This window comes from Larkinella soli, from assembly GCF_003703975.1.
Lineage (GTDB): Bacteria > Bacteroidota > Bacteroidia > Cytophagales > Spirosomataceae > Larkinella > Larkinella soli.
Genome location: NZ_QTJY01000010.1, coordinates 221,249 through 245,114, shown reverse-complemented (window position 1 = coordinate 245,114; position 23,866 = coordinate 221,249). Strand labels below are relative to the sequence as shown.

At 58.3% G+C, this 23,866-nt stretch carries 17 protein-coding genes and 1 tRNA gene; 8 read left to right on the top strand and 10 right to left on the bottom strand.

Annotated features, from left to right (window positions below; translation table 11 throughout):
- The first annotated feature begins 18 nt into the window (after nucleotides 1-18).
- From DX909_RS18400 to DX909_RS18385, 4 genes are all read left to right on the top strand, one after another.
- The gene (locus DX909_RS18400; protein ID WP_128546660.1) at nucleotides 19-912 is read left to right on the top strand and encodes a T9SS type B sorting domain-containing protein; all 894 of its coding nucleotides are present in this window, start codon (nucleotides 19-21) and stop codon (nucleotides 910-912) included.
- A 119-nt stretch (nucleotides 913-1,031) separates the two neighbouring features.
- On the top strand, nucleotides 1,032-2,273 hold the full coding sequence (locus DX909_RS18395; protein ID WP_128546659.1) for a serine hydrolase domain-containing protein: 1,242 nt from the start codon (nucleotides 1,032-1,034) through the stop codon (nucleotides 2,271-2,273).
- 99 nt (nucleotides 2,274-2,372) lie between these two features.
- The gene (locus DX909_RS18390; RefSeq protein WP_128546658.1) at nucleotides 2,373-2,849 is read left to right on the top strand and encodes a Panacea domain-containing protein; all 477 of its coding nucleotides are present in this window, start codon (nucleotides 2,373-2,375) and stop codon (nucleotides 2,847-2,849) included.
- Nucleotides 2,836-3,198, top strand: coding sequence for a hypothetical protein (locus tag DX909_RS18385; RefSeq protein ID WP_128546657.1), 363 nt, complete (start codon nucleotides 2,836-2,838; stop codon nucleotides 3,196-3,198). Before DX909_RS18390 ends, DX909_RS18385 begins: the two co-directional genes overlap by 14 nt.
- 9 nt (nucleotides 3,199-3,207) lie before the next feature.
- On the opposite strand, the gene DX909_RS18380 is transcribed toward DX909_RS18385, so the two are convergent.
- From DX909_RS18380 to DX909_RS18370, 3 genes are all read right to left on the bottom strand, one after another.
- Nucleotides 3,208-5,964, bottom strand: coding sequence for an ATP-binding protein (locus tag DX909_RS18380; protein ID WP_164851327.1), 2,757 nt, complete (start codon nucleotides 5,962-5,964; stop codon nucleotides 3,208-3,210).
- Between the two features lie 259 nt (nucleotides 5,965-6,223).
- Nucleotides 6,224-7,504: a PQQ-dependent sugar dehydrogenase gene (locus DX909_RS18375; protein WP_128546655.1), complete on the bottom strand. Its 1,281-nt coding sequence runs from the start codon at nucleotides 7,502-7,504 to the stop codon at nucleotides 6,224-6,226.
- Nucleotides 7,505-7,539: 35 nt separating this feature from the next.
- A complete protein-coding gene (locus tag DX909_RS18370; protein ID WP_128546654.1) occupies nucleotides 7,540-10,011 on the bottom strand; it encodes a TonB-dependent receptor in 2,472 nt (823 codons plus the stop codon).
- Nucleotides 10,012-10,124: 113 nt separating this feature from the next.
- Between DX909_RS18370 and DX909_RS18365 the strand changes: the two genes are divergently transcribed.
- Nucleotides 10,125-12,719 carry a vWA domain-containing protein gene (locus tag DX909_RS18365; protein ID WP_128546653.1) on the top strand — a complete coding sequence of 865 codons (2,595 nt, stop codon included), beginning with the start codon at nucleotides 10,125-10,127 and terminating at the stop codon, nucleotides 12,717-12,719.
- A 3-nt stretch (nucleotides 12,720-12,722) separates the two neighbouring features.
- On the opposite strand, the gene DX909_RS18360 is transcribed toward DX909_RS18365, so the two are convergent.
- The 4 genes from DX909_RS18360 to DX909_RS18345 form a co-directional block, all read right to left on the bottom strand.
- Nucleotides 12,723-13,106, bottom strand: a complete 384-nt coding sequence (locus tag DX909_RS18360) for a DUF5618 family protein (protein WP_128546652.1) — start codon at nucleotides 13,104-13,106, stop codon at nucleotides 12,723-12,725.
- A gap of 169 nt (nucleotides 13,107-13,275) precedes the next feature.
- A complete protein-coding gene (locus DX909_RS18355; protein ID WP_128546651.1) occupies nucleotides 13,276-14,028 on the bottom strand; it encodes a succinate dehydrogenase/fumarate reductase iron-sulfur subunit in 753 nt (250 codons plus the stop codon).
- An 80-nt stretch (nucleotides 14,029-14,108) separates the two neighbouring features.
- Complete coding sequence (locus DX909_RS18350) at nucleotides 14,109-16,046, bottom strand: fumarate reductase/succinate dehydrogenase flavoprotein subunit (protein WP_128546697.1); 1,938 nt, start codon at nucleotides 16,044-16,046, stop codon at nucleotides 14,109-14,111.
- 53 nt (nucleotides 16,047-16,099) lie between these two features.
- On the bottom strand, nucleotides 16,100-16,798 hold the full coding sequence (locus tag DX909_RS18345; protein ID WP_128546650.1) for a succinate dehydrogenase cytochrome b subunit: 699 nt from the start codon (nucleotides 16,796-16,798) through the stop codon (nucleotides 16,100-16,102).
- Between the two features lie 227 nt (nucleotides 16,799-17,025).
- Between DX909_RS18345 and DX909_RS18340 the strand changes: the two genes are divergently transcribed.
- The 3 genes from DX909_RS18340 (at nucleotide 17,026) to DX909_RS18330 (ending at nucleotide 18,633) form a co-directional block, all read left to right on the top strand.
- Nucleotides 17,026-17,418: a thiol-disulfide oxidoreductase DCC family protein gene (locus tag DX909_RS18340; RefSeq protein WP_128546649.1), complete on the top strand. Its 393-nt coding sequence runs from the start codon at nucleotides 17,026-17,028 to the stop codon at nucleotides 17,416-17,418.
- 121 nt (nucleotides 17,419-17,539) lie between these two features.
- Nucleotides 17,540-18,427 (top strand): ACP S-malonyltransferase, encoded by an 888-nt coding sequence (fabD, locus tag DX909_RS18335; protein ID WP_128546648.1) that lies wholly within the window; start codon nucleotides 17,540-17,542, stop codon nucleotides 18,425-18,427.
- A 135-nt stretch (nucleotides 18,428-18,562) separates the two neighbouring features.
- A tRNA-Gln gene (locus DX909_RS18330) sits at nucleotides 18,563-18,633 on the top strand.
- A gap of 270 nt (nucleotides 18,634-18,903) precedes the next feature.
- On the opposite strand, the gene DX909_RS18325 is transcribed toward DX909_RS18330, so the two are convergent.
- The 3 genes from DX909_RS18325 to DX909_RS18315 are packed head-to-tail and all read right to left on the bottom strand — an operon-like array spanning nucleotide 18,904 to nucleotide 23,843.
- Nucleotides 18,904-21,276: a TonB-dependent receptor gene (locus DX909_RS18325; protein WP_128546647.1), complete on the bottom strand. Its 2,373-nt coding sequence runs from the start codon at nucleotides 21,274-21,276 to the stop codon at nucleotides 18,904-18,906.
- An 18-nt stretch (nucleotides 21,277-21,294) separates the two neighbouring features.
- Complete coding sequence (locus DX909_RS18320; RefSeq protein ID WP_128546646.1) at nucleotides 21,295-22,392, bottom strand: DUF4249 domain-containing protein; 1,098 nt, start codon at nucleotides 22,390-22,392, stop codon at nucleotides 21,295-21,297.
- Nucleotides 22,393-22,445: 53 nt separating this feature from the next.
- Nucleotides 22,446-23,843 carry a Kelch repeat-containing protein gene (locus DX909_RS18315; protein WP_128546645.1) on the bottom strand — a complete coding sequence of 466 codons (1,398 nt, stop codon included), beginning with the start codon at nucleotides 23,841-23,843 and terminating at the stop codon, nucleotides 22,446-22,448.
- Nucleotides 23,844-23,866: the final 23 nt, after the last annotated feature.

The following is a 23,866-nucleotide window of genomic DNA, read 5'->3' as shown; positions in this document are numbered from 1 at the left end:
TTCAATGGCTATAACTGTATGATGCGGACACTATCTTTTCTTGGGTTTTTTGCCCTCCTCCTGGGCACAGTGAAGGCGCAGAACGGACAATTCGATCTTAGACTTCAGCTAAAGAACACCGACTGTGCAGGCAAGAAGATTCAGGTTGCCCTTGAGATTAAGGCTCATAATGAAAAGTCGTCTTTCCTGATGGGTAACGCCAACTTCCGGCTGACCTACGACGCCCGGCAGGTAAACAAGCCGGTACTGGTCCGTCATCATCATTTTTCCAGTATCGGTGACCAGCCAGACCTCAATTACGGGCCGCTCTCCCTGAATGGCTCGGTCGAGGGCATTTCCCGGGGTGTTCTTTCGCTGAATATTCTTTACAGTGGCTCTGAAAAAGGTGCCGCGTCTGTCGGAGCTTCCTGGCTGCCGATTGCAACGCTTGAATTCGAAATCGTCGACGTGCAGCGGTCGGATGAGTCGATCATTCAGTTGAATGATGACAAGACATTTCCGATTTCAGGACTTAGCGAAATCATTTTAAAATCCGGTACGAACGAATTTGATTATGACGCCTATGCCGTCAAAGCCGGCGGCATATTTGAAAGCCTTTCCATTAAGCCGTTTAAGGCCATTTGCTCTGGGTCATCTCCATCAGTTGCCGATGGAGAACTTGTCATCCCCGACGGTTTCTCGCCCAATGGTGACGGGGTGAACGACCGCTTCGTCATCCGGAACCTGGGCCAGCTGAAGGCCGAACTGACGATTCTGGACCGCAACGGTACGGTCATCCTGGAAGACAAGGACTACCAGAATACCTGGGATGGCCGGGACCGCGGCCGCGACCTGCCGGCCGGAACTTACTTCTACAGCATTCGACTCAGCGACGGCCGCAAATTCGTCCGCTCGCTGACGCTCTCCCGATAGTGCTAAAATCTCGCAATAATTGGGAAAGCCGACCGGAGTTTCTGGTCGGCTTTTTTGTCTTCGTGAACGGTTAGAAGACCTGGCCGGTTTATTCGTAACTTCCGGAAAAATGAAAGCCGATGGCCGCCTTTCTCCGTACTCCGATCCGAACCGCTCTTCTGCTCCTGCTCACCGCGGCCCTGCTCGACGGCTGCCGGAAGTCGGGCGATGACCCCGTGGAGCCGAAGCCGATGACCTGGTTCGAGTATTTCGGGAAAGCCCTGGACGACTCGCTGAAGGCTAAACGGATCGGCTACGCCTATGTGATTCTGGAGAAAGGGGAAATCCGGGCCTCCGGCAGCGGTGGCCTGAAGTCCCGGCTGAGTGAGCCCGAGGGCGAACGCCCGTTCACTTTAGATACTAAAATGCACGTCGCCAGCATGAGTAAGACGCTGACGGCCATGGCCTTCCTGCACCTCGCGGCCGAAAAGGGCCTGAAGACGACCGACAAAATCGCCCCTTATCTGCCGCCCTCCTGGATTCGCGGGGAAAACATCGACCAGATTACCTTTCGGGATCTGATGACCCACCGCAGCGGGCTGATCGGGCTGGGGGCCAACTGCGCTAACGGGGCCTACGGCGAGAACGTCTGGTATGGGCTGAGACAACTGGTTTTCAAGGGAGTCAGAGCCGGGAGCCGGGGCAACTACTGTTATCAGAACGCCAACTTCGGCCTGTTCCGGGTGCTGATTCCGGGCGTGCTGGGGTATAGGTTTACCGGCGACGATGTGATCGACGACCAGCAGACCCAACAGGTATACCAGGATTACGTCCGGAAAAACGTGCTTGAAAAAGTCGGCATTTCGGGCGTGGGTGCCAACCAGCCGGCCGGCGATCCCACCTATGGCTACAGTTACCCGAATACCGGGGTTTCGGGCTGGAATGCGGGTGATTTCACCCCGACCGTGGGGGCCTACGGCTGGCACCTGACTCCCCGCGAAGCCGGAAAACTGTATGCGACCGTCCTGTCCACCACCGACCAGGGCGTGCTGACCACCGCCTGGAAGGATACGCTGCTGAATAATGGGCTGGGCTGTTTCAACGGCACCACCACCGACGGGCCGATCCGCTACCACGACGGCTGGTGGTATCTGCGGCTCTCCGGCTATCAGGGCATCCGGACGATCTGGATGAAATTCCCGAACGACGTGACGGCCGTCGTCTTCGTCAACGCCCTGCACGGCACCCGGGGCCTGTTTCCGAGCGACGACGGAACCGATATCGTCGCCTATCTGAACCGGGCCTATTCGCTCACCCGGTTCATGAAGAGAGGCCGCAAAACTGCCGTTGAACCGACACTGGAGCATCCCGAACCGCACTAAGTAAATTGATGCGGAAATCAGGGGTTCGTGTTGTATCTTTAATGTTGATTTTCAAGTCATCAGGCCGGAGGGCCGGGAATCTCAAAAGAAAAGATACGTATGTTCTCGGCATTGACCATTGCCAAACAGTTTATAAACCGGGCGATTGCCGAAGGCAAACCGCTGACGCCGATGAAGTTGCAGAAACTCATCTATCTGGCGCACGGACTGCATCTGGCCCGCCACAAAACACCGCTGATCCGGGAGAAGATTCAGGCTTGGTCGTACGGCCCGGTGATCCCGGATGTCTACGGCCGCTTCAAACGCTTCGGCAACAACCCGATCACCACCCCTATGCCGCCCGGCGACTGGGATGAAGAACTCGACGCTCAGGCACAGGATTCCATCCATTTCGCCTGGGATATTGCCAAGGATTTCAACGCGATCCAACTCTCGAACTGGACGCACGTCGAAGGCTCCCCCTGGTTTCAGTCGGTGAGCCGGAACGAGGGCGGGCTGATCGATCAGGAGCCGATCGACAACGATGTGATCAAAGACTATTTCACCGAAATCATCAGACGGGATGCCGGAGAGTGAAAGCAGCGAAAAAGCCAAGGAGACCTTCCGACGGCTGATCGAATCCTCGGCGGCCGACCCCCGCAACAGCAGTCTTTCCAAAAATGAGTTCGATCTGTACGATGAGGAGGAGCGACGCGCCCGGCTGGCGGGGCTGCTTCAGGACATCAGCGAGCGGAAGAAGTTCGCGCAGTGGATCTTCTGGATGGTTGTGGGCTGGCTCGTGGTGATTCTCGGCATCATCATCGCCGAGGGGCTGCGGCTGCTCGACATTCCCCAGGCCGTCACGATCGCCCTGATCGGTTCCACGACGGTGAACGTCACGGCCTTCTTCGTGATCGTCACCAAGTATCTGTTCCCGGGAAAATAAGCGGACGGGCTACTGGTCGCTGTTTTTATAGCCCTGCACGTACTGAGAGGGCGTAAAGCCATAATGCTCCTTGAAAATCCGGGTAAAATAGGACGCATTGTTGAAGCCGATCTGATAGGCGGTCTGCGATATATTATATCCCTCCTGCAGCAGTTCGGCGGCCTTTTTCAGCCGGTAATGCCGGATCACTTCGTGGGCGGTCATGCCGGTCAGCGAAAACAGCTTGCGGTTGAGCGTCCGCGAACTCATCGCTACCTCGGTTGCGACGTCCTCCACCGATAGATGGATGTTGTCCAGATGGCTTTCCAGCGTCTGGTATACCTTGCGGAGAAAATCGTTTTCCACCTGTTTCGCTTCCTGCGAAGGCCCCGGCTGCGAGAGCTGACGGCGGTGGTATTCCCGCAGGACGTTCTGATACGTCAGCAGGCTGTTGACCCGCAGCAGCAATTCATCGTAATGGAACGGTTTGGTGAGGTAGTCGTTGGCACCGGCGGAAAGCCCTTCGATTTTGCTCTCCATGGCCGATTTGGCGGTCAGCAGCACCACGGCGATATGGCTGGTCAGCGGATTTTCCTTGATCATCCGACAGAGTTTGTAGCCGCTCATCCGGGGCATCATGATGTCGCTGATGACCAGATCGGGCAGTTCGCTCCGGCAGAGTTCCCAGCCTGAAAAACCGTCGGCCGCCGTCAGGATACGGAACGGCCCGGACAGGCCCTGGGTCATGAAACTGCGCAGTTCCTGGTTGTCTTCCACCAGCAGGATGACCGGCTTCCGGCCGGCCTCTTCTCCGTTCGGATCGGAAGCCGGCACTTCGTCGTCCGCAGGGAGGAGATCGGGCGTTTCCTTCACCTCGACCCGGACCGGCGGCTCCGGGACCGATACGGGTGTCGGTTCGGCCCGACGGAGCGGAAGTTCCAGGGTAAAGGTCGTTCCCTGACCGACCTCGCTTTCGACCTGAATGCGGCCTTTCATCAACTGGGTCAGTTCCTGTACCAGCGCGAGGCCGATTCCCGTACCGCTCGACGACCGGGTCAGCGAGTTGTCTACCTGATAAAACCGGTCGAAAATAAACGGAAGTTTGTCGGGTGGAATGCCCGTTCCGGTGTCGGCGATCACCAGCCGCAGCTGCGTCGAATCGGCGTCTGAAGCCTCGCATTGCAGGCCGGCCCGGACCGTTCCGCCCGGGGGAGTGAACTTCAGGGCGTTCGACAGCAGGTTATAGGTAATTTTCTCCAGCTTATCGGAATCGAACACCACCTCATCGGGGCATACCCCGGCTTCAAAGATCAGTTCGACGCCTTTCCCTTCGGCCACGAGCCGGAACGATTCGACCAGCTCGCCGATAAAAACACCGATGTCGCCTTTCGTTTCCGAAACGTTCATACGTCCTGCTTCCAGCTTCGACAGGTCGAGCAGCTGATTGATCAGCTGGAGCAGGTGCCGGGCATTGCGCAATACGGCGGGCAGCGTTTTCCGGAGCTGGGCCGTAGCGATGGAAGGACCGGAAGAGGCTGCCTGCAGCAGCTGTTCCACCGGCAGGATAATCAGACTCAGGGGCGTCCGGATCTCGTGGCTGATCGTGCTGAGAAACTCGCTCCTGACTTCAAGGTTCACCTCGGCCTGTTCTTTGGCCTTCTTCAGGGTAAAGGCGAAACGAAACGACAGAATGAGCGATTGCAGAAAGAAAAACAGGGCATAGCCGGAAAACAGAACGGCTTTCGGCGGCTGAGCCAGCCCCAGGTATTTGAGGGTGATCAGAATGATAACGATGGCCAGCACCCCGGTACTCATCACGGCATACTCCGCTCCGGGCCGGCGGTTTTTGGCCGCGATCCAGTAGACATAAGTCGAATAGCCTATATAGACCACCATCAGCCAGAGAAAGGGCGGAATCAGGTGGGTGAACAGCCGGGGCGGAAACAGGACGGTCATGGCCGTGAAACCGAAGCAGATCCAGGCCAGCGTCTTCATGAACAGGGAATGGGCGTCCTGCGGGTAGAGCGAGCGGGTATAGAGCGCGAACATGGCCCCGCCCAGAAACAGCGTGAGGTATTCGAGATGGAGGGTGACGTTCCAGTTCAGGCCCGGAAACAGCGAATGAAGGGCATACTGATCCGTCCCGACGATCCGGTAGCTGTAGAGGATGCAGAAGAGGGAAAAATACAGGATCGAAGCGTCGTTCTGCCCGAAGAGGTATAAGCCCAGAAAGAAAAGTCCGCCCATGAACAGACACCCCGCCAGAAAGAAATCGAGGGCGCGGTCCTGTTCCTGGGTCAGCCGCAGCTGATCGCGGAGGCCCAGCCGGATCTCCTTATACGGCCCGCCTTTGGAGTGCTCGAAATTAGCCACCTGGAGCAGCAGTTTCAGGCTGTCGCCCACCGCCGGAAGCGTCCGAAGCTGCGACGACCAGAAGGGCGTGGTGGCCTGTTTGCTGGTGCCGGGCAGGCCGCTGCGGCAGAACTCCGTTCCGTTGACATACAGCCGGTAGGAGGTATAGGCGTCGGGCACCAGCAGCGCCAGCGGCTGCGAATGCCGGGGGAGGAGAATCGTTAGCGAATAGGTGGCATACCCGTAGGACGACAGCGATTTGCCGAGCCAGGTGCTGCGGCTCCACAGACGGGGAAAGGGCGTATATTCGAACCGGGTTTCGGGGGCGCCCGGCGTCCGTAACTGCTGCCAATACCATTTCCACTCACCGTTCAGCCGTACCGGTTGGGTCTCAAGCCGTACGTTCCGGAGATCGAGGATGCCCTTCTGAGCCAAAGGTTGAACAGGTGCTGCCAGAATCCGGCCAAGGCAGAAAAAGAACAGGAACGCAGCCGGGAGGAGCCCCTTGTTAAGACCCGCCTTACTTGTCATTGGTGGAATGCATTCGGGTAAAAATACTTAACTGCTCCGGAAAATGACTGCAATAGTATGAAAACGGCCTCATTTCTGTAACAAAAAATATTACGATTTTTTTGTTACGCGAAATGAGGCCGCCGGCCGGAACGAACGGGGCAATGAGCCGCCCGGGTGGCCTTTATTTTTTCCGGTAGGTGATCCGGTATACGGCTCCGCCGAGATCATCGGTTACGTAGAGCGAGCCGTCCGGTCCCTGGGCCAGCCCGCAGGGGCGGTGCTGGATCGGTCCGCTGGGGTTCTGCAGATCCACACCGGCAAAATTGTCGGCGAAGATCTCCCACGGCCCGGCGGGTTTGCCGTTTCTGAACGGGACGAAGGCGACCAGATACCCTTTGTGAAGGGCCTGCGACTGGCCGTGAAAGGCGATGAAGGCACCGTTCCGGTACTTCTCGGGAAACTGGGTGCCGGTATAGAACAGCAGACCGTTCGGACCCATGTGAGCCGGGAAAGCCGCCACCGGGTTCAGGGTCTTCTCCCCGCCGGTTTTTTTGCCGTCACCGCCGTATTCGGGTGCCAGAATCTTTTTCTTCTGAATGTGGTCGTAATACACGTACGGCCAGCCGCCGTCGGCTCCCTCGTGCAGTTCGTACATGGTCTCGGCCGGCAGCTCCGCGCTGTGCTTCGGCGTATAGTACTGCGGATAAAAATCGTGGAACTGGCCGCGGCCGTGCTGCATGACGAAAAGCGTATTGGTCCGGGGGTTCCAGTCGAGCCCGACGACGTTCTTGAGGCCCGTGGCAAACCGCACGCCGTCGCCGTAAGTCTGGTTGAGCTTGTCGGTCCGGAACCGCCAGATGCCGGCCGCCGAGTCGAGCAGGGGGCAGGGCATCATGCCTTTTCCGGTACCGGCCTGGCGGCAGGCGTCGTTGTAGGAGGCCACGTTCACGTACACGTTCGAGGCATTGTCGATCGCAATGGACTTCGACAGATCACGGTCTTTGGCAACCAGCCCCTTCACAATCTGCTCCGGCTGCTCCGGCCGGATCACTTCCTGATTCTCGTTCAACTGATACCGGTATACGCCCGTATTGGAAGACGCATAGAGGTAGCCGTTTTTCACGAAGATGCCCGTTCCGGGATAGTCGCCGAAACCGGTCTGCTCGTCGATGACGCCGTCCCGATTGGTGTCGCGCAGCCGGTAGATGCCCTTCCCGTCCTTCAGTTTCGAAAGCTTGACGTAAATATCGCCGGTTTTCGTCACCACGAGGTGCCGGGCACCGGGCAGCTGGTCGGTCAGGATGCTGGCCGAAAAGCCGGCCGGAAGCTTTAGGCCCACCTCGTCGGCGGGTCTTTTTGCCTTTCCGGCCGGAGACGGTTTATCGCCGGTTGCGGCCGGTGCGGTCTGGGTTCCGGCCAGCGCGGCCAGCAGGCATAGGGTTCGGAGGATCGAAAGTTTCATTGGGTAAAACAGTAAGTAGTAAAGCTGAAAGGAGGTTAATCGCGCTTGCCGTCGTCGTTGGAAATCTTCTTTTTCTCCCGGTTCGTCGTCGCGCTCATCTTCCCGAAACGCCAGTTGACGGAGAGCCGAATGTTCCGGATCACATTGTAGTTGGAGCCGTCGGAGATAAAAGTGGCCGTTCGGAAGAGGGTTTCGATGGTATTGTAGCGACGGAACGGGTTTTCAAAGTTCGCCGTGACGGTAACGTTCTGCTTCTTGAACTCCTTGCGGGCCGAAAAGCCGTAATAGTAAAACCCTGACGACTGTCCCTGGAGCTGAATCCGGCGGGAAGTGTAGGAGCCGTTGGCCTGGAGGCTGATGTTTTTCGGCAGCTGGAGCGAGCTGTTGAGGTTGAACTGATAACTCCAGTTGCGATTGGTGATCTGGAGGGCCGGGCTGTTGAGCAGATTATAGTTCAGCCCGAACGAGCCGCTGAGGTTCCACTGCTTCACCGGCCGGACGGCCCCGTACAGGTTCATGCCGTAGGTCGAATTCCTGGCGATGTTGCGGAACGTGCTGCTCGACACCCCGCTCGTATCGACCGTGGTAATGCGTTCGATGGCGTTGTTGGTCTGCCGTCCGAACAGCATGGCATTGATCGTGAGGCCGTTTTTGGTAAAGGTGCTGTATGAGAACTCGACCGAATGCGCCAGTTCCGGGTCCAGAAAGGGGTTGCCCGACTGAATGTTTTTCGGGTCGGCGTAGTTCACGTACGGGTTCAGGTAGAAGATCGACGGCCGCTGAATCCGCTGGCTGTAGTTCAGTTTCAGCCGGTCGTTCTCGCCCAGCCGCTTCGAGATGGTGACGTTCGGCAGAAAGTTCTGATACCGGTCTTTGAAGCGCGTCTGCGTCGAAATGAAGTTGGCTTTGATGTCGGTCATTTCCAGCCGCCCGCCGAGGCTGAGTCCCCAGCGGTTTTCGGTCCGCATCCGGAAGGAGGCATACGACGACCAGACCCACTGGCGGTAGTCGAAGGTGTTGGCCCGGCGGGGGTCTTCCTGGAAGTCGGCCGAGCCGCCCTGCGCATTTTCCAGGCGGTATTCGCTGCCCACGTCCCGCAGGATGGCTTTGGTGCCGATTTCGAGAAGTCGCCGTTTGGTGGTCGAGAACGGGTAGGCGTAATCCGTCTGAATAGTCAGCTCCTTCTGGTCGTTGTCGTTATTGTTGCGCTCGCGGTAATCGATCACCTCGCTTTCCGGCAGCGGGTACTGGTCCAGCGAGTAACTGCTATGGTTGTCGTTGCGGTTATACTGAGCCAGAAACGTGTATTCCTGCTCCGGGCTGCGTTTGAACGTTTTCGTATAATTGAAGTTGACGTCCATGTTGCCGTTGCGGTTCCGGCTGTTGTTGTAGCGCCGGAATTCCTGCGGGTTGTCGGAAGTCACTTTGGTATCACGGGTCGAGAAGGTGTTGCGTGCGTCGCCCCCAAAACTGGCGTCCACCCCGATGCGGTTCGTCGAGTCGAGGTCGTAGTCGATGCTGACGGAGCCGAACCGCGAGCGGCCCCGGTTTCGCCAGGCGTTCACCTGCTCGATGACGCTGACCACCTGCCCGTCCTGAAGGTTCTGCCGCACCGATTCCGTGCCGCCGTAATAGTTGTTGAGGTTGCCGCCCCCGTAGGCCGTGATGCTGAGTTGGTCGCGTTTGTAGTTGAAGTTCCCGCCGAGATTACTCCGCCGGCTGCCCACCGACGCGTTGACGCCCCCGGTCAGGCCCTGCAGCTGGTTGCGGGTGATGATGTTGATTACCCCGGCGGTGCCTTCGCCGTCGTATTTGGCGGAAGGGGCCGTAATAACCTCCACGGATTTGATCAGTTCGGCCGGGATCATCTGAAGGGCTTCACTGATGCTCCGGGCCATAATGCTCGACGGCTTGTTGTTGATCAGCACCCTGATGCTGCTGCTGCCCTTGAGCTGCACGGTTCCGTCGGGATCGACCGTCAGCATCGGTACTTTTTTCAGGACGTCGATGGCTGTTCCGCCGGTATTGGTCAGGTCTTTGTCGGCATTGTACACGACCCGGTCGTCCTTGTCTTCGATCAGCGGTTTTTCGGCCGTCACCACCACCTCGTTCAGGGTGCGCGTATCCGTCTGCATCTGGAGAACCCCCAGCGTCACCGCCGGCTTCCCGGATTCGACCGTTACCTGATTGATGGTTTTGCTTTCATACCCGATAAAGCTGATCACGACCCGGTACATACCGGGCGGAACGCCCGTAATCGTAAACTCGCCGGCTTCGTTGGTGGTAATACCGCCGATGGGTTTGCCGGTCTGCGGGTCGATCAGGGCCACGGTCGCGAACTCGACGGGTTTGTTCTTTGCGGCATCCATGACTTTACCCGAAATCTTCCCGGACCTGGCTCCGACGGACGGCACCGCCGGGAGCTGAGAGGGAGGAGCGGCCGGGTTCTGGGCCCGGGCCGTCAGGGCAAAAGCAACCAGAAGAATCGCAGGTAGAAGGTTTTTCATTCGTTGAAGGGTCAGGTCGTATTCAGATTTACCGGATAAGTAAAAACTATAGCAAATTTACTATTGAGTTCTTAATTATGGGCCTTACTTGGTAGATTTATATAGTTTTATTCATGAACGCCTTCCTCTGCCTTCTCCTGGTTTTTTCATCGGTTTATGCCGCGGGCCATACCCTCCGCGAGTCTCCCCAGCAGGCACTGAACCATTATGTTGCCTTCCTGAATCAGTCTTCCAAAGAGGTAGCCGGCCGTTTCCGGATGATGCAGGCCTATTATCCGGCCGCCGTTCGCCATCGGACCGACGACCGGGACGGCCTGCGGCTGGAATCGTCCGGGCCGCTTGAGGAATATTATTACAAAAAAGCCCTTGAGAGCGAAAACGGCCTGAGCGCCGAGGAAAACGAACGGCTGCAGGCCGGTGCGAAGAACCTATGGAAACTCCTCGAAAAACTCGACCAGACCGCCAAAACGCTGGAAGTCTATGTGCGTCTGAAGGATTACCAGCGGGACGGATTTAAGCAGTCGGACGCGCTGGTTCGGGAAATTCAGGAACTGGTGAGCCGTTTCGGGCAGGAGAAGGAACCGTTTTACCAGTTGGTTCAGCGGGTCTACCGCCGGTATCAGCCCTTCGACGAGGGGGATGCCTACCTCGTAATGGAGAAGGAAATGAAGCAGGCGCTGACGCGCGAGAAGCAACTGCTCGAGAGCTGGATGTTTTATCTGGACGAAACCGGGCCGTCGGCCTGGCCGGCGGAGCGGTTTCAGGAAAGCATTCCGGCGATGGAGGAAAGTATGGCGGCTTTGGCAGGCGGGAAGGACAAGATCGCCTATCCCGCTTCCGGCATGGTCGACGGTTTTGTCAGTGCGCTCCGGTCGATTCAGGACGTCAAGCGCAACGCCGTCAATAATAACACGTTTGCCGCCCGGCAGTCGGCCCGTCACGGGAACGAGGTATACCTGAATCTGATCAATCATTATAACAACGACCTGCTGGCGACCTTTCAGTCGTTCGTGGGTTACAGCCGGTCGGCGCGGCAGCTGCTCGATTTTCCGGCTTTTTCACCGGTTTTCGGGATCGTGCCCCCGCCGGTGGCCGGGCCGAAGGAGATCGCGCGGACACCGGTTTTCCGGGATGCGGCTCCGATTCCCTTCACGACGAAGCCGGTGGCCGAACCGGTCGGAGAGGCTGCCTTCCGCACCCTGAACGGCTGCGTCGATTTCGTCAACGAATCGCTGCGGGCGATGAACCAGCTCCAGCTGACGGTGCGGAATTACCAGTCCACGGCCGATGATTACCGCGATCCGGTGAAAAGCCGCCGGCGCAGCCCGCTGACCTATTCGCATGATTCGTTTAAAATACCGGCTTCGGAATATCAGCTGGTGATTGGCGGGCTGCGTCATGTGCCTGAACCGTACCGGGCCTCGCTTCAGTCGCAGGCCGAGGTGCTGATGAACATTCTGAAGGAAATGGACGGTCTGAGTATCGAACTGATCGCCTACACGGGCGCGAAGCAGTATGAGGAGGACCGGCTCCGGCGTTCGGACGAGATTCTGGAACGCTATGCCGTCCTGTTCGATACCTTCGACCAGCGGAAAGAGCGGTTTTACAACGATGTCCGACGGGTTTATGAAAGTTACAGACGCCCGGCCGATTCCTGGCAGACGTCCGCAATCGCGCTGTTGAATACGGTGGATGAAGATAAGCGGATTCTGTTCGGTATCCGGGCGTATCTGCAGGGCGAAGCCGCCGAGTTGCCGGCCACGGAGCGGGTGGCGTCGCTGGCCCGCGCGCTGCTGGTCGACGAGTATCAAAACCTGAAGGGGCTGACCCGCTACGGCCGCAGCAACGGCCTTTGTCCGTATTCTCCCTATGAAGACATTGCCGAAAACTCGATGCGGTTTGCCGAGAAGGCGCATCTGGTGAAGGCTCCGGCATATGGATCGAGCCCGTACGAGGATTTCTATTATTTCTATAACAACCGGCTGGTCTACGAATACAATAAATTCAGCGAACTGGCGAAAACCCGCGTCCTGAAAACCATTCTTCAGCCGAACCTGCTGATACTCCGCCGTCGGCCTGCTCCGAAACCGGTGGCACCGCCGGTGGCGGAAGAACTAAAACCGGCCGAATCCGGGCCGGCGGAGAAGGCGGTTTCCCTGACCGGTTACGCGACCAACAACATGGTTCTGCTGCTGGACGTGTCGGCGTCGATGGATTCACCGTATAAGCTGCCGCTGCTAAAAAAATCGGTCAAATCGCTGCTGCCGCTGCTGCGGCTGGAAGACCGGATTTCGATCGTGGTGTATTCGGGCAGGGCGCGGGTGGCGCTGCCGCCGACGCCGGGAACGGAGACGGAGCAGATTGCCCGGGTGATCGAGGGGCTTCAGTCGACCGGGGAGACCGACGGCAACGACGGCATCCGGCTGGCGTACCGGGTGGTGAACAAGGGCTATCTGCAGGCGGGCAATAACCGGATCATTCTGGCGACGGATGGCGAGTTTCCCATCAGCGACGCGGTCTATCGGCTGGTCGAGGAGAATGCCCGGCGGGCGATCAACCTGACGGTTTTTACATTCAACCGGAACGACATCAATGCCGGGAACCTGAAAAAGCTGGCGACGCTGGGGAAAGGAAGTTACGAACACGTCACGGCCGAGAAAGCCGACCTCCAGCTGATTCTGGAAGCCCAGGCCCGCAAAGCGCCCTGACCGTCAGGAAGCGGCCATGCGGTTTTCGACCCAGTTGATGATACTCTCCGCTTCCTGCAAACCGGCTGCAGCGACACTGGCTAAAGGATTACCGTCATACGACATGGAAAGATGCAGGGTATCGTAGGCTCCGACGAACCGCCCCAACAGCCGGCGGTCCATCCTGGACAGTTCCGCTTTGTACCAGTCTACGTCCTTGCGGCCTTTTCCTTTTTTACCGAGCAACAGATCGAGGGCCAGCAGCACGCCGGTGTAGGCGGCATGACCGGCCAGTTTGACGTATTTCGGGTCCTGATAGATACCGTCTTCCTTGCGGGCTTTTTCCCGCAGCAGGGTTCGGGCGTTTTCCAGATAGCGTTTGGCTTCCTGAACAGTGGTAGTTCCCATAGCAATGAATCGACTCCGACCGGGGAGCCTGATACAAATTTAATAAATACCGTATTGACTTTGACGCCCGGGCCGGGCAAAAGTCACGCGTACGGCCGGCTTCCGGAAATAAAAAACGCCCGGCCATTCGACCGGGCGTTCCTATTGACAAACAGGTAATAGAAGCGGCTTACACGTTATTCGACGTCAGTTTGGCGCCGAGATACTCGCGGTTCAGACGGGCGATATGATCCAGGGAGATCGACTTAGGACATTCCACCGAGCAGGCACCCGTGAAGGAACAGGCTCCGAACCCTTCGGCATCCATCTGGGCTACCATACGTTCGGCGCGGAGCTGGCGCTCGGGCTGGCCCTGCGGCAGAACCGCGAACTTGGATACCTGAGCGGCCACGAACAGCATCGCCGACGCATTCTTGCAGGCGGCTACGCAGGCCCCGCAGGCGATACAGGCGGCCGCGTCCATCGACTCTTCCTGAACTTCCTTCGGAATCGGGATTTCGTTGGCGTCCCGTGCCGAGCCGGTATTGACGGAAATATAACCGCCGGCCTGAACGATCCGGTCGAACGACGACCGGTCGACGACGAGGTCTTTCAGTACCGGGAAGGCGCGCGCCCGCCACGGTTCGACATAAATCGTGTCGCCGTCGTTGAAAACCCGCATGTGAAGCTGGCAGGTGGTCGTGTATCCCTGCGGACCGTGGGGCCGCCCGTTGATGAACATCGAACACATCCCGCAGATGCCTTCCCGACAGTCGTGGTCGAAGGCCACCGGTTCTTCTCCGCGCTTCTGAAGGTCTTCGTTCAGCACGTCGAACATCTCGAGAAACGACATATCCGGAGAGATGTCGTTCAATTTATATTCCATCAGGTTGCCCTGGGATTGACTATTTTTTTGTCTCCAGACTTTTAAGGTGATATTCATGGTATTAGGTTAGATTAAGCAGGCAGGGGCCGGATTCGGTCGTGGGTAAGGTCGAATCAGGCCGGCTGCGGGCTGCCCCCTTATTTATAACTCCGCTGCGTCAGTTTGACGTTTTCGAACGCCAGATCTTCCTTGTGCAGTTTTTCCGGCTGGTTCGGACCCCGGTATTCCCAGGCGGCCACGTAGGTGTAGTTGGCGTCGTCGCGTCGGGCTTCCCCGTCTTCGGTCGCAAACTCCTCGCGGAAGTGTCCTCCGCAGGATTCGTTCCGGTGCAGGGCGTCGTCGACCATCAGCTCGCCGAGTTCGATGAAGTCGGCTACGCGGGAGGCCTGTTCGAGGGCCGGATTCAGCTCCTGATCGGAGCCGTTCAGCCGCAGGTTCGACCAGAACTCTTCGCGCAGTTCCTGAATCATCTTCTTGGCTTTCCTGAGACCTTCTTCGTTCCGGGCCATTCCGCAGTACTCCCACATGATGTGGCCCAGCTGCCGGTGAATTTCCTCGGCGGTCTTCTCGCCTTTGATGGACAGCATGCGGTTGATGGTATCCTTCACCTCCTGTTCGGCAGCCCGGAAGGCCGGGTGGTCGGTAGAGATCTTGTCGGACGGACCGATCGTGGCCAGGTAGTCACCAATCGTATAAGGAATGACGAAATACCCGTCGGCCAGACCCTGCATAAGGGCCGATGCCCCCAGGCGGTTGGCGCCGTGGTCGGAGAAGTTGGCTTCCCCGAGGGCGTACAGACCCGGGATGGTGGTCATCAGATTATAGTCGACCCACAGGCCGCCCATGGTATAGTGGACGGCGGGGTAAATTTTCATCGGTGTTTCGTACGGGTTGTCGTCGACGATCTTTTCGTACATCTCGAAGAGGTTCCCGTATTTGGCTTCGATCACCTTCCGGCCGTCACGCTTGATGGCGTCGGCAAAGTCGAGATAGACGGCCAGGCCCGTCGGAGCGACACCACGCCCTTCGTCGCAGACGTATTTGGCGTTACGGGAAGCCACGTCACGCGGTACGAGGTTCCCGAAAGAGGGATACCGGCGCTCCAGGAAGTAATCGCGGTCCTCCTCCTTTATATCATTGGCTTTCAGTTCCCCTTTGCGAACGCGCTCGGCCAGTTCTTTCGTTTTGGGTACCCAAACCCGGCCGTCGTTCCGCAGTGACTCCGACATCAGCGTCAGCTTCGACTGGTATTTTCCTTTTACCGGGATACAGGTCGGGTGAATCTGGGTAAAGCACGGGTTGCCGAAGAGGGCACCTTTTTTATGGGCGCGCCAGATTGCCGTGGTATTGGAACCCATGGCATTGGTCGACAGGTAGAAGACGTTTCCGTAACCACCGGTGCAGAGCAGTACGGCGTGGGCCGAGTGCGACTCGATCTTCCCGGTAATCAGGTTCCGGGTGATAATGCCGCGGGCTTTGCCCCCCTCCATGACGAGGTCGAGCATTTCGGTCCGGGGGAACAGTTTCACCTTTCCGTTGGCGACCTGGCGGCTCAGGGCGCTGTAGGCGCCCAGCAGCAGCTGCTGCCCGGTCTGACCGCGGGCATAGAATGTCCGGGAAACCTGCGCGCCCCCGAAGGACCGGTTCGCCAGCAGACCGCCGTACTCGCGGGCGAAGGGAACGCCCTGGGCAACACACTGGTCGATGATGTTGACACTGACCTCGGCGAGCCGGTAGACGTTGCCTTCCCGGGCGCGATAGTCACCGCCTTTGATGGTATCGTAGAACAACCGGAAGACGCTGTCGCCGTCGTTCTGATAATTCTTGGCCGCATTGATACCGCCCTGGGCCGCGATGCTGTGCGCCCGGCGGGGACTGTCGTGGAAGCAGAAAGCCTTGACGCTGTAGCCAAGCTCTGCCAGAGAGGCTGCCGCCGAGGCTCCGGCCAGACCGGTTCCGACAACGATGACCTCATATTTACGTTTGTTGGCCGGGTTGACCAGCTTCAGGCTAAATTTATGACGGGCCCATTTTTCGGCGAGGGGTCCTTCCGGAATTTTAGAATCCAGCTTCACGCCGGCTTCTTTTTCTTCAATTAAGTCAACCATAAACAGTTGCGATTAAATTCCTAACCGATAAAACCGTGTGTTTTAAGAAACATATAGACCGGCATAGCAGCAAACAAAGCCGGGATCAGGACCCCAAAGCCATAGGTTCCGATCCACTCGATCATCGGGCTGTACTTCTTATGCCGGATCCCGAGGGTCTGAAAGCCGCTCTGGAAACCGTGCACAAGGTGGAACGATAACCCTGCCATGGCGAGAACATAAAAAAGAACATAAAGGCCGTTGGAGAATGCCGCCGAAACGACCGTATACAGATCCTTATATTCCTCCCCGTCGTAATTCACCATCGGAATGGGTCCGAAGTGCATGGTGAACCAGAAAGTCCGCATGTGAATGACGATGAAGATGAACAGGATTGTCCCCAGAATACCCATGTTGCGCGAGGTCCAGTGGCTGTTGGCTTCCGGGCGCTGGTAGGCATACTTGACAGGGCGGGAGGCCTGATTGTGACGCGTCAGAATCAGGGCCATCGTAGAGTGAATCAGGATGGAGGCATACAGCAGGTACGAGATCGTCATGATCACCGGATTATGGGTCATGAAATGACTGTACACATTGAACGCCCGGCCTTCATCTCCTTTGAACAATTGCAGGTTCCCGGCGAGATGCACGATCAGGAACGTACACAAAAACAGCCCCGTCAGCGACATTACTACTTTACGTCCGAGGGAGCTGGCAAGTGTTGTTGTTAACCAAGACATACGGTGAACAATAAGAATTTGTTTATCAAAATGAACTCAGGAATTGAACGATTCGCGGACGCCAAAACTACGGCACAAAGCATTCTGAAACAATAAAACAACTGTTTTTTGTGCTTATTTGGAATTTGTAAACCGTTGAGATTCCCAGCCATTTGAGTAACATATTGTATTCAGATAATGTTTGTTCGTTACAAGATATAAATAGGATTATTTCAAGCACTCACCACATGGACGTCATTCTCTTCGACGGGGTCTGTAATTTGTGTAATTCAGCCGTAAATTTTGTAATCGACCACGACCGGAAAGGCCGGTTTCGGTTTGCTTCCCTGCAATCTGAGACGGGACGGCGGCTGCTGGCCCAATGCCCTCCTGCCGAAGGTCCGGTTGATAGTGTGGTGCTGATCCGGAACGGCCGCTCCTTCGTGCGGTCCGATGCGGCTTTGGAAATCGCCCGGCATCTCGGGGGCGCCTGGCCGCTTTTGACTGTTTTCAAGTTGGTGCCCCGTTTTGTACGCGACGCGGTTTACGAAGCCGTGGCCCGGAACCGGTACCGCTGGTTCGGACGAACCGACGCCTGCCGGGTTCCTGCTCCCGCCCTCAAAGCCCGCTTTTTGGAATAACCGTCATAAGATTTTTATTTTGGCGGCCGGGACACGGTGGGGTGGGTAGGGACGAGTTTCTTTCGGGTGCCTTCCCGCCGGTAATCTTTCTGCGTGTCGCCGTCTTACAAATCATCTGAATATGAAAAAAGCGTATGTTTTTCCGGGGCAGGGGGCACAGTTTCGCGGTATGGGCCAGGACCTTTATCAGCAATCTGAAAAAGCGAAGGAGCTGTTCGACCGGGCGGACGGGATCCTCGGCTTCCGAATCACGGAAGTGATGTTTGGAGGTACCGACGACGAACTCAAACAGACCAACGTGACCCAGCCGGCGATTTACCTTCATTCCGTGATTCTGGCACAGACCCTCTCCGATTTTGCGCCGGACATGGTGGCCGGGCATTCCCTCGGGGAGATCTCGGCGCTGGTGGCGGCCGGCGGGTTATCATTCGAAGACGGGCTGCGGCTGGTGGCCCAGCGGGCCGGCGCCATGCAGAAAGCCTGCGAAATCAATCCGTCGACGATGGCCGCCGTGCTGGGCCTCGACGATCCGACGATCGAACGGATTTGCCGGGAGGTCGCGGATGGTTCGGGAGAGGTGATTGTGGCGGCCAACTACAACTGTCCGGGTCAGGTGGTCATTTCCGGCTCGATCGAGGGCGTTCGGCTGGCGGGTGAAAAATTAAAGGAAGCGGGTGCCAAACGGGTTTTGCCGCTACAGGTCGGCGGGGCGTTCCATTCCCCCTTGATGGAACCCGCCCGTGAGGAGCTGGCCCGTGCAATCGAGACGACGCCGTTCCGTACGCCGAGCTGTCCGATCTACCAGAACGTCGATGCTCGTCCGTCAACGGATATGGAAACGATCAAGGCCAACCTGATTGCCCAACTCACGGCGCCGGTACGCTGGACACAGTCGGTAGAAGCCATGGGAGCGGACGGCGCATCGGTGTTTGTGGAGTGCGGCCCGGGGAAGGTGCTTCAGGGGCTGGTAAAAAAGATTCTGCCTACGGCCGAAACCGCCGGAGTTTAGGAAAAAGCCTGAAAGAGCGCCGGGAGTGAAGTATTGCCGAAGGCTTTGACATTCCGGTGCTTTTCCAGAAATTCAAGTTTTTTTCAATCAGGCTTGATTCTTTTTACCAACAAGTGCTATCTTTGCACTCGCAATTGCCGGATCGTCTAAGGGTAGGACGACAGATTTTGGTTCTGTTTGTGAGGGTTCGAATCCTTCTCCGGCAACTGTTAAGGTTTAAAACGCGCCAGTTCTCAATGAGAACTGGCGCGTTTTGTTTTTACGTATTTACAGAATAAAATTCAAAATTTTTGACTTAGATCGATGCAGATTTAACCACTTGTGTCGATTTAAAATCTTTTATTTCACCCCAAATAACATGGCTACACATTGCACTGATGTCGGAAACCGATCCTGAATCAAAAGACGGTTTATATACCTGTTCCGGTTGTGGAGCCGGACGATCCGGCCGAAAAGCTGTGCTTCCCGACCGCACTTTAGTAGTTGAAATTCCAGCTTAAAGAAGGGATAATCGTGCCGAAGACCGCGAGCCGGAAGGCCCGGGTGGTCGTGTTTACCCGCTGGAAATAAATCGAGTACGGATTCTTGCGGGCGTACACGTTATAAAACGACACCGACCAGTTGCTGTATCGGCGCTGGCCGGGCGTCCGACGGCCGTCTTTGGTGAACGACACATCCAGCCGGTGATAGTCCGGAATGCGGTCGGCGTTGCGCTGCGAGTAATCGAGCACTTTGGTCCCGTTCAAGCGATAGGTGCCGTCCGGATAGGTCGTCGGTCGACCGCTGGTGTAGACAAAGTTGGTGCCGAACGTCCACCCCCGGCTCCATTTCCACTGCGTGGCGACGGTCAGGTTGTGGGGGCGGTCAAAGGTAGACGCGTACCAGGCACCGCCGTTGATGCGGTCGTGAACATAGGGCGTCCGGACCCGCGCCAGCGTCCGGGCGTAGGTGTAGGCCAACAGGCCCGTCAGCAGCCCGCGGGTCTTTTGCAAACTGATTTCTACTCCATACGCCCGCCCCTGCGCCGGAAGCAGGTCGGCGTCCAAAGCCGGGTTCAGCAGAAGCGTTGCTCCGTTGCGGTATTCGACCAGATGGCTCATCTCCTTGCGATATACTTCCACCGACGTTTCGTATTTATTGTCCTGAAAGTTGCGAAAGTAACCCACGGCCCACTGATCCGCCACCGAAGGCCGTACCAGGGGGTCGCTGAGCTTCCAGAAATCGACGGGCGAAATAGCGGTCGTGTTGGAGATCAGGTGCAGAAACTGCCGGGTGCGGTGGTAGCTGAACTTGACGGAGCCGGCGCTCGTCAGGCTGACCCGCACCGTCATCCGTGGTTCCCAGCCGCCGTAGCCGACGACCGGTTCTCCGCTCCCATAAAACAGCGTATCGGTGATGGATTCGCGGCTGCGGGGGATGCCCCCGGCATACCGATAGCCGACTCCCGGCCCGATGTTGGTGAACCGAACGTACCGAACCCCCGCCTGAACCGACAACCCCCGCACGGGCGTCCATTCGTCGGAGAGATACCCCGCCCATTCACGGGCCTGTTCGGTCGACAGCGTCTGGGCAACGACGTTCGAGCCGTCGCCCGTGGGATGGATGGCCCCCGGCAGTAGAGAATAAGCCGTCAGCGTCCCCCCGAACTCGACCCGGTGCGCCGGTTGGGGCACCCACTGCCAGTCAAGCCGGGCGTCACGCTGGCGGATCGTCGAACGGTAGCGGTACGTGTTGGCCGTGCCCTGTCCGTCCAGATAGAAGCGGTAGTCGCTCTGGGTACCCGTCAGGTTAACCGACAGGTGCTTGTTCAGACGCCGGCTGTAACGGGCCGTCAGCAGAGTAGACTGGGTGGTGTAGAGGGTATCCTGAGGAAATTTGAACGTATCGAAGGAGCGGTAGAGGGTGGCCGTGAGTTGACTGTTCGGAGTGAACTGGTACGTGATGCGAGCGTTCAGGTCATAGAAAGAAGCCCGGTTCCGGTTGGTCGGGGCGGGAAATAACCCTAGCAGCAGGGAAGGATAGGCGATGCGGCCTGCGGCCAGAAACGTCAGTTTTTTATTCTTCGTCACGGGGCCCTGCACCAGCAGTCGGCTCGTAATCAATCCGATTCCCCCCTTGACGCCGATCCGGTCGGTTTCGCCGGTTCTGGTGTTCATGAGCAGTAAACTGGACAGTCGCCCGCCGTAAGCGGCCGGAATGCCCCCTTTATACAGGGTGACATCCTGAATCGCATCGGCGTTCAGATTGCTCAGCAGCCCCAGTAAATGGCTCGTATTGAACAGCGGAGCACCGTCGACCAGCACCAGATTCTGGTCGGTGCGGCCTCCCCGAACGTTGAAACCGCCCGCCCCTTCGCCGACCGTACTGACCCCCGGCTGCAGCGTCAGGACTTTGAGAATATCGACTTCGCCGAAAACGACGGGAATATTACGCAGATTCTTCATATCGAGCTTGACCACACTCATCTGGGCGGCCGAGACGTTGGCGTCGGGGGCGCGGCCCGTCACGTTGACTTCTTCCAGCTGCCGGATGTCCGGGTTGAGCGTCACATTCACCACCTCGTCGGCGCGGCTGACGTCGGCCGGCACACTGCGGCTGTAATAACCGACCCGGGAGAAGGTCAGGCTGTACAGGCCCGGCAGTACGCGCAGGCTGTAGGCGCCGGTGCTGTCGCTGAGGGTGCCGACCTTCAGTTTTTTATCGACTACCGACACATTTCCCAGCCCCCGGCCCGTAGCGCCGTCGGTAATTCGGCCGCGGATCAGATACCGGGTCTGGGCCGATACGCCGGATACGACCAGCAACAGCAGGGCAGCGGTTAAACGTGATCGGGCAGGGAAGGCGCGCATCGCAGGAAGGGGTGAAAGTTATTGCCCGTAGGTGAGCCATTTGGTGGGCGGGGCCGCCTGGGCCTGCTCGCGGGCCAGACCGGGGACCTCCGGGTTGGCGTTGCTGAACAGCAGCGGTCCGAAACGCGAAACGAATCGGGCGTAGTTGATGGTGTCGGTTTCGATGATCATGCGCCGGCGACTGACGGCCGATGCCCCGAAATAGCCCAGCGCCAGCTTGTTCGTATCCGCTTCCGCCCGAACGTTGCCCTCGATGCTGGCGGGTTGCGGGTCGAAAATGGTACCCGTGCGCGAAAGCTGCTCCTGATACAGCACCCAGTACTGGTAAGCCGCCCGCGAGAGGGAATACTGCCGTACTTCAACATATTGGGTGCCTAACGCCACCAGAGGGGCGTTCAGCACCAGCTGCCCTACCAGCCGGTTTCCGTTGATCAGCTGGTCGCTGATGACGTTGGTGAGAGGCCCGTAAAAAGGCGCGTAGGCCCCCTGGCCTGCCGAGAGCGACCGGTTGTAAAAACCCTGCGGATCGTTGCTGCCGCCCCAGACCGGCATATAACTCATGGCCTGCCAGCGGTAAAAGTTTCCGGCTTCGGGTGGATCGCGGGTGTCGATGCGCACCAGAAACGAATTAAAAGCCAAAAGGTTAGGGTCAGACTCGTGGTATTCGGCGTAGAGTTCCTCGATGGGCGGCACCGGAGCGAGGACCTCCGGCCGGGACACATACCGGCTGCCGTCCGGCAACTGAACCCGCAGCGTATAAGCCCGGCCGATTACGCCCTGCAACCGGGCGTCGCGCATCCAGTAAAAAGCCGGGTTCAGGGGGTCCTGCTCCAGCGTCGCCTGATTGCCCAGGTTGTCTTCCAGGGTAGCTACGGCTCCGTTGATGGCCAGCTCGTCAGGAATCAGCAGCGACCGGTTCAAATTGCCCGAATAGGTCAGCTTGATAATATACGGCGGGGCTTCGTCGGTAACCAGCCCCTCCACCACCAACCGGCGCTCGGTTTGCCGGATGGGCAGGTCTACCGGGTCGACGCAGCCCCACAGGAGAACCAGCAAAAGACTCTCGAGGAGAAAGCGTTGCCTCGGACCGGTCAGCATGAATAAAAGGATCCTCACAAGGTAAAGCGTTTAGGTATCTATGAATAAACCCGTTTCAGCTTCCTCCGGCTTCAGGGCGTCAGCTCCCACCAGTCGGTGCAGCCCACGATGCGGTTGACTCCGGTGCCGGTCCGCTGGGCCTCGTAGCCCCAGCCCAGATACGCCCGCTGGGGTTTGGCGCCGTCCGGCGCACTGAACACGGCCAGCAACTGGTTTCCCTGACCGGGGTACTCGGTGACGTATTGCCAGCGGTCGGTGCCGGGATCATACCGCCATAGATCGCGCAGACCCTGCCCGTCGGGCGTCAGACCCAGGCCGAAATACCCGTTGCGGGCCAGCGAAAAAGCCGTACCCCGCCGGCGGGACGGACCCGGAAAGTCGGCGCGCCGGGTCCAGACATCGATAGCCGGGTCGTAGGCCCAGAGCCGCGTGGGCAGGCCCGGGCGCTGGTTGACCACGTAGCCGATGTTGCGGATCGAGAAGGTCGCCAGCGTCCCGGGCGGCTCGGGCAGGGGCGCGCGTACCGTCTGCGTGAAGGTGGCATGGATGCTGCGCATGGCCGGTGAGCCGTTCTGGGTCAGGAAATAGGCTTCGTCGGTGGTCATGAAAAAAGCCACTTCGCCGTCTTCTCCCCCATACAGGGGATAGACCGGGCTGCCTCCGACGGGCAGCTGCACGCTCATATCATGGTAATAAAAATACTTACCCGGCGCCCGCTCCTCGGTAATATAGCCCAGTCCGCTGAACTGGTAGCGGTCTACGCCCTTGAAATGAAACAGATTATACTGAATCATGCCCTGTCGGGGCGTCCGGTTTTCTCCGCCGGCAAAGAACGGCCAGCTGTCAGTGGCCCGGTCGTAGATGCGGGTATCCAGCCGGTCCTGCTGCGGACCGGCGTAGCGAAGCAGTTGCACGCGGTTGCCCACGTAAGCCCCGATGCCGGGGTGGCCGCACCCGTTGTCGGGGTTGGACCCGCAGATGCCGTCCACCGCCACCGGGCAGGCGGTATAATCGCCCCCGCTGAAGGCGGCATGCGCCAGCCGCGTCCAGTGGGGCGAGGTGGACAGCCGGTGTGTGTAGGAGCGAATGGCGGTAATCGAATCCTGTTCGGCGAAGCGGAAGGCTAACCGGAATTGATAGGTCTGCCCGCCGACCAGGCCGTCGAGCCGGAGGGTGGTCAGCCGGAACTCCTTCAGGTCGGTGGTTTCACCGGACGGGATGGGAAGCGTGCTCCCCTCGGGCGAACGGGCCGTCAGGCGCCAGCCGGCCGCTTCGAGCCGGATACTTTTCACAATGACTTCGGCCGAGGTCGGGCCGATGGCAAGAATGCTCACCAGCGATGCCTGCGCTGCCGTAACGGGGTCAGGACTCCGGATGGGCACCAGCTCCCCGCCGGTTCGGCAGCCGGCCACGAGCATCGCGGGGATGATCCACCGTAGGGAAGGAAAGCAGTGAGTCAGGGTATTCATTCGTGGACCTCCGGCATGAATCG

Coding starts and splice junctions, on each gene's coding strand:
- DX909_RS18395 (WP_128546659.1), top strand. CDS start 1,032: ATGGCCGCCTTTCTCCGTACTCCGATCCGAACCGCTCTTCTGCTCCTG.
- DX909_RS18345 (WP_128546650.1), bottom strand. CDS start 16,798: ATGTCTTGGTTAACAACAACACTTGCCAGCTCCCTCGGACGTAAAGTA.
- DX909_RS18365 (WP_128546653.1), top strand. CDS start 10,125: ATGAACGCCTTCCTCTGCCTTCTCCTGGTTTTTTCATCGGTTTATGCC.
- DX909_RS18385 (WP_128546657.1), top strand. CDS start 2,836: ATGCCGGAGAGTGAAAGCAGCGAAAAAGCCAAGGAGACCTTCCGACGG.
- DX909_RS18375 (WP_128546655.1), bottom strand. CDS start 7,504: ATGAAACTTTCGATCCTCCGAACCCTATGCCTGCTGGCCGCGCTGGCC.
- DX909_RS18360 (WP_128546652.1), bottom strand. CDS start 13,106: ATGGGAACTACCACTGTTCAGGAAGCCAAACGCTATCTGGAAAACGCC.
- DX909_RS18370 (WP_128546654.1), bottom strand. CDS start 10,011: ATGAAAAACCTTCTACCTGCGATTCTTCTGGTTGCTTTTGCCCTGACG.
- DX909_RS18315 (WP_128546645.1), bottom strand. CDS start 23,843: ATGAATACCCTGACTCACTGCTTTCCTTCCCTACGGTGGATCATCCCC.
- DX909_RS18340 (WP_128546649.1), top strand. CDS start 17,026: ATGGACGTCATTCTCTTCGACGGGGTCTGTAATTTGTGTAATTCAGCC.
- DX909_RS18325 (WP_128546647.1), bottom strand. CDS start 21,276: ATGCGCGCCTTCCCTGCCCGATCACGTTTAACCGCTGCCCTGCTGTTG.
- DX909_RS18355 (WP_128546651.1), bottom strand. CDS start 14,028: ATGAATATCACCTTAAAAGTCTGGAGACAAAAAAATAGTCAATCCCAG.
- DX909_RS18390 (WP_128546658.1), top strand. CDS start 2,373: ATGTTCTCGGCATTGACCATTGCCAAACAGTTTATAAACCGGGCGATT.
- DX909_RS18400 (WP_128546660.1), top strand. CDS start 19: ATGATGCGGACACTATCTTTTCTTGGGTTTTTTGCCCTCCTCCTGGGC.
- fabD (WP_128546648.1), top strand. CDS start 17,540: ATGAAAAAAGCGTATGTTTTTCCGGGGCAGGGGGCACAGTTTCGCGGT.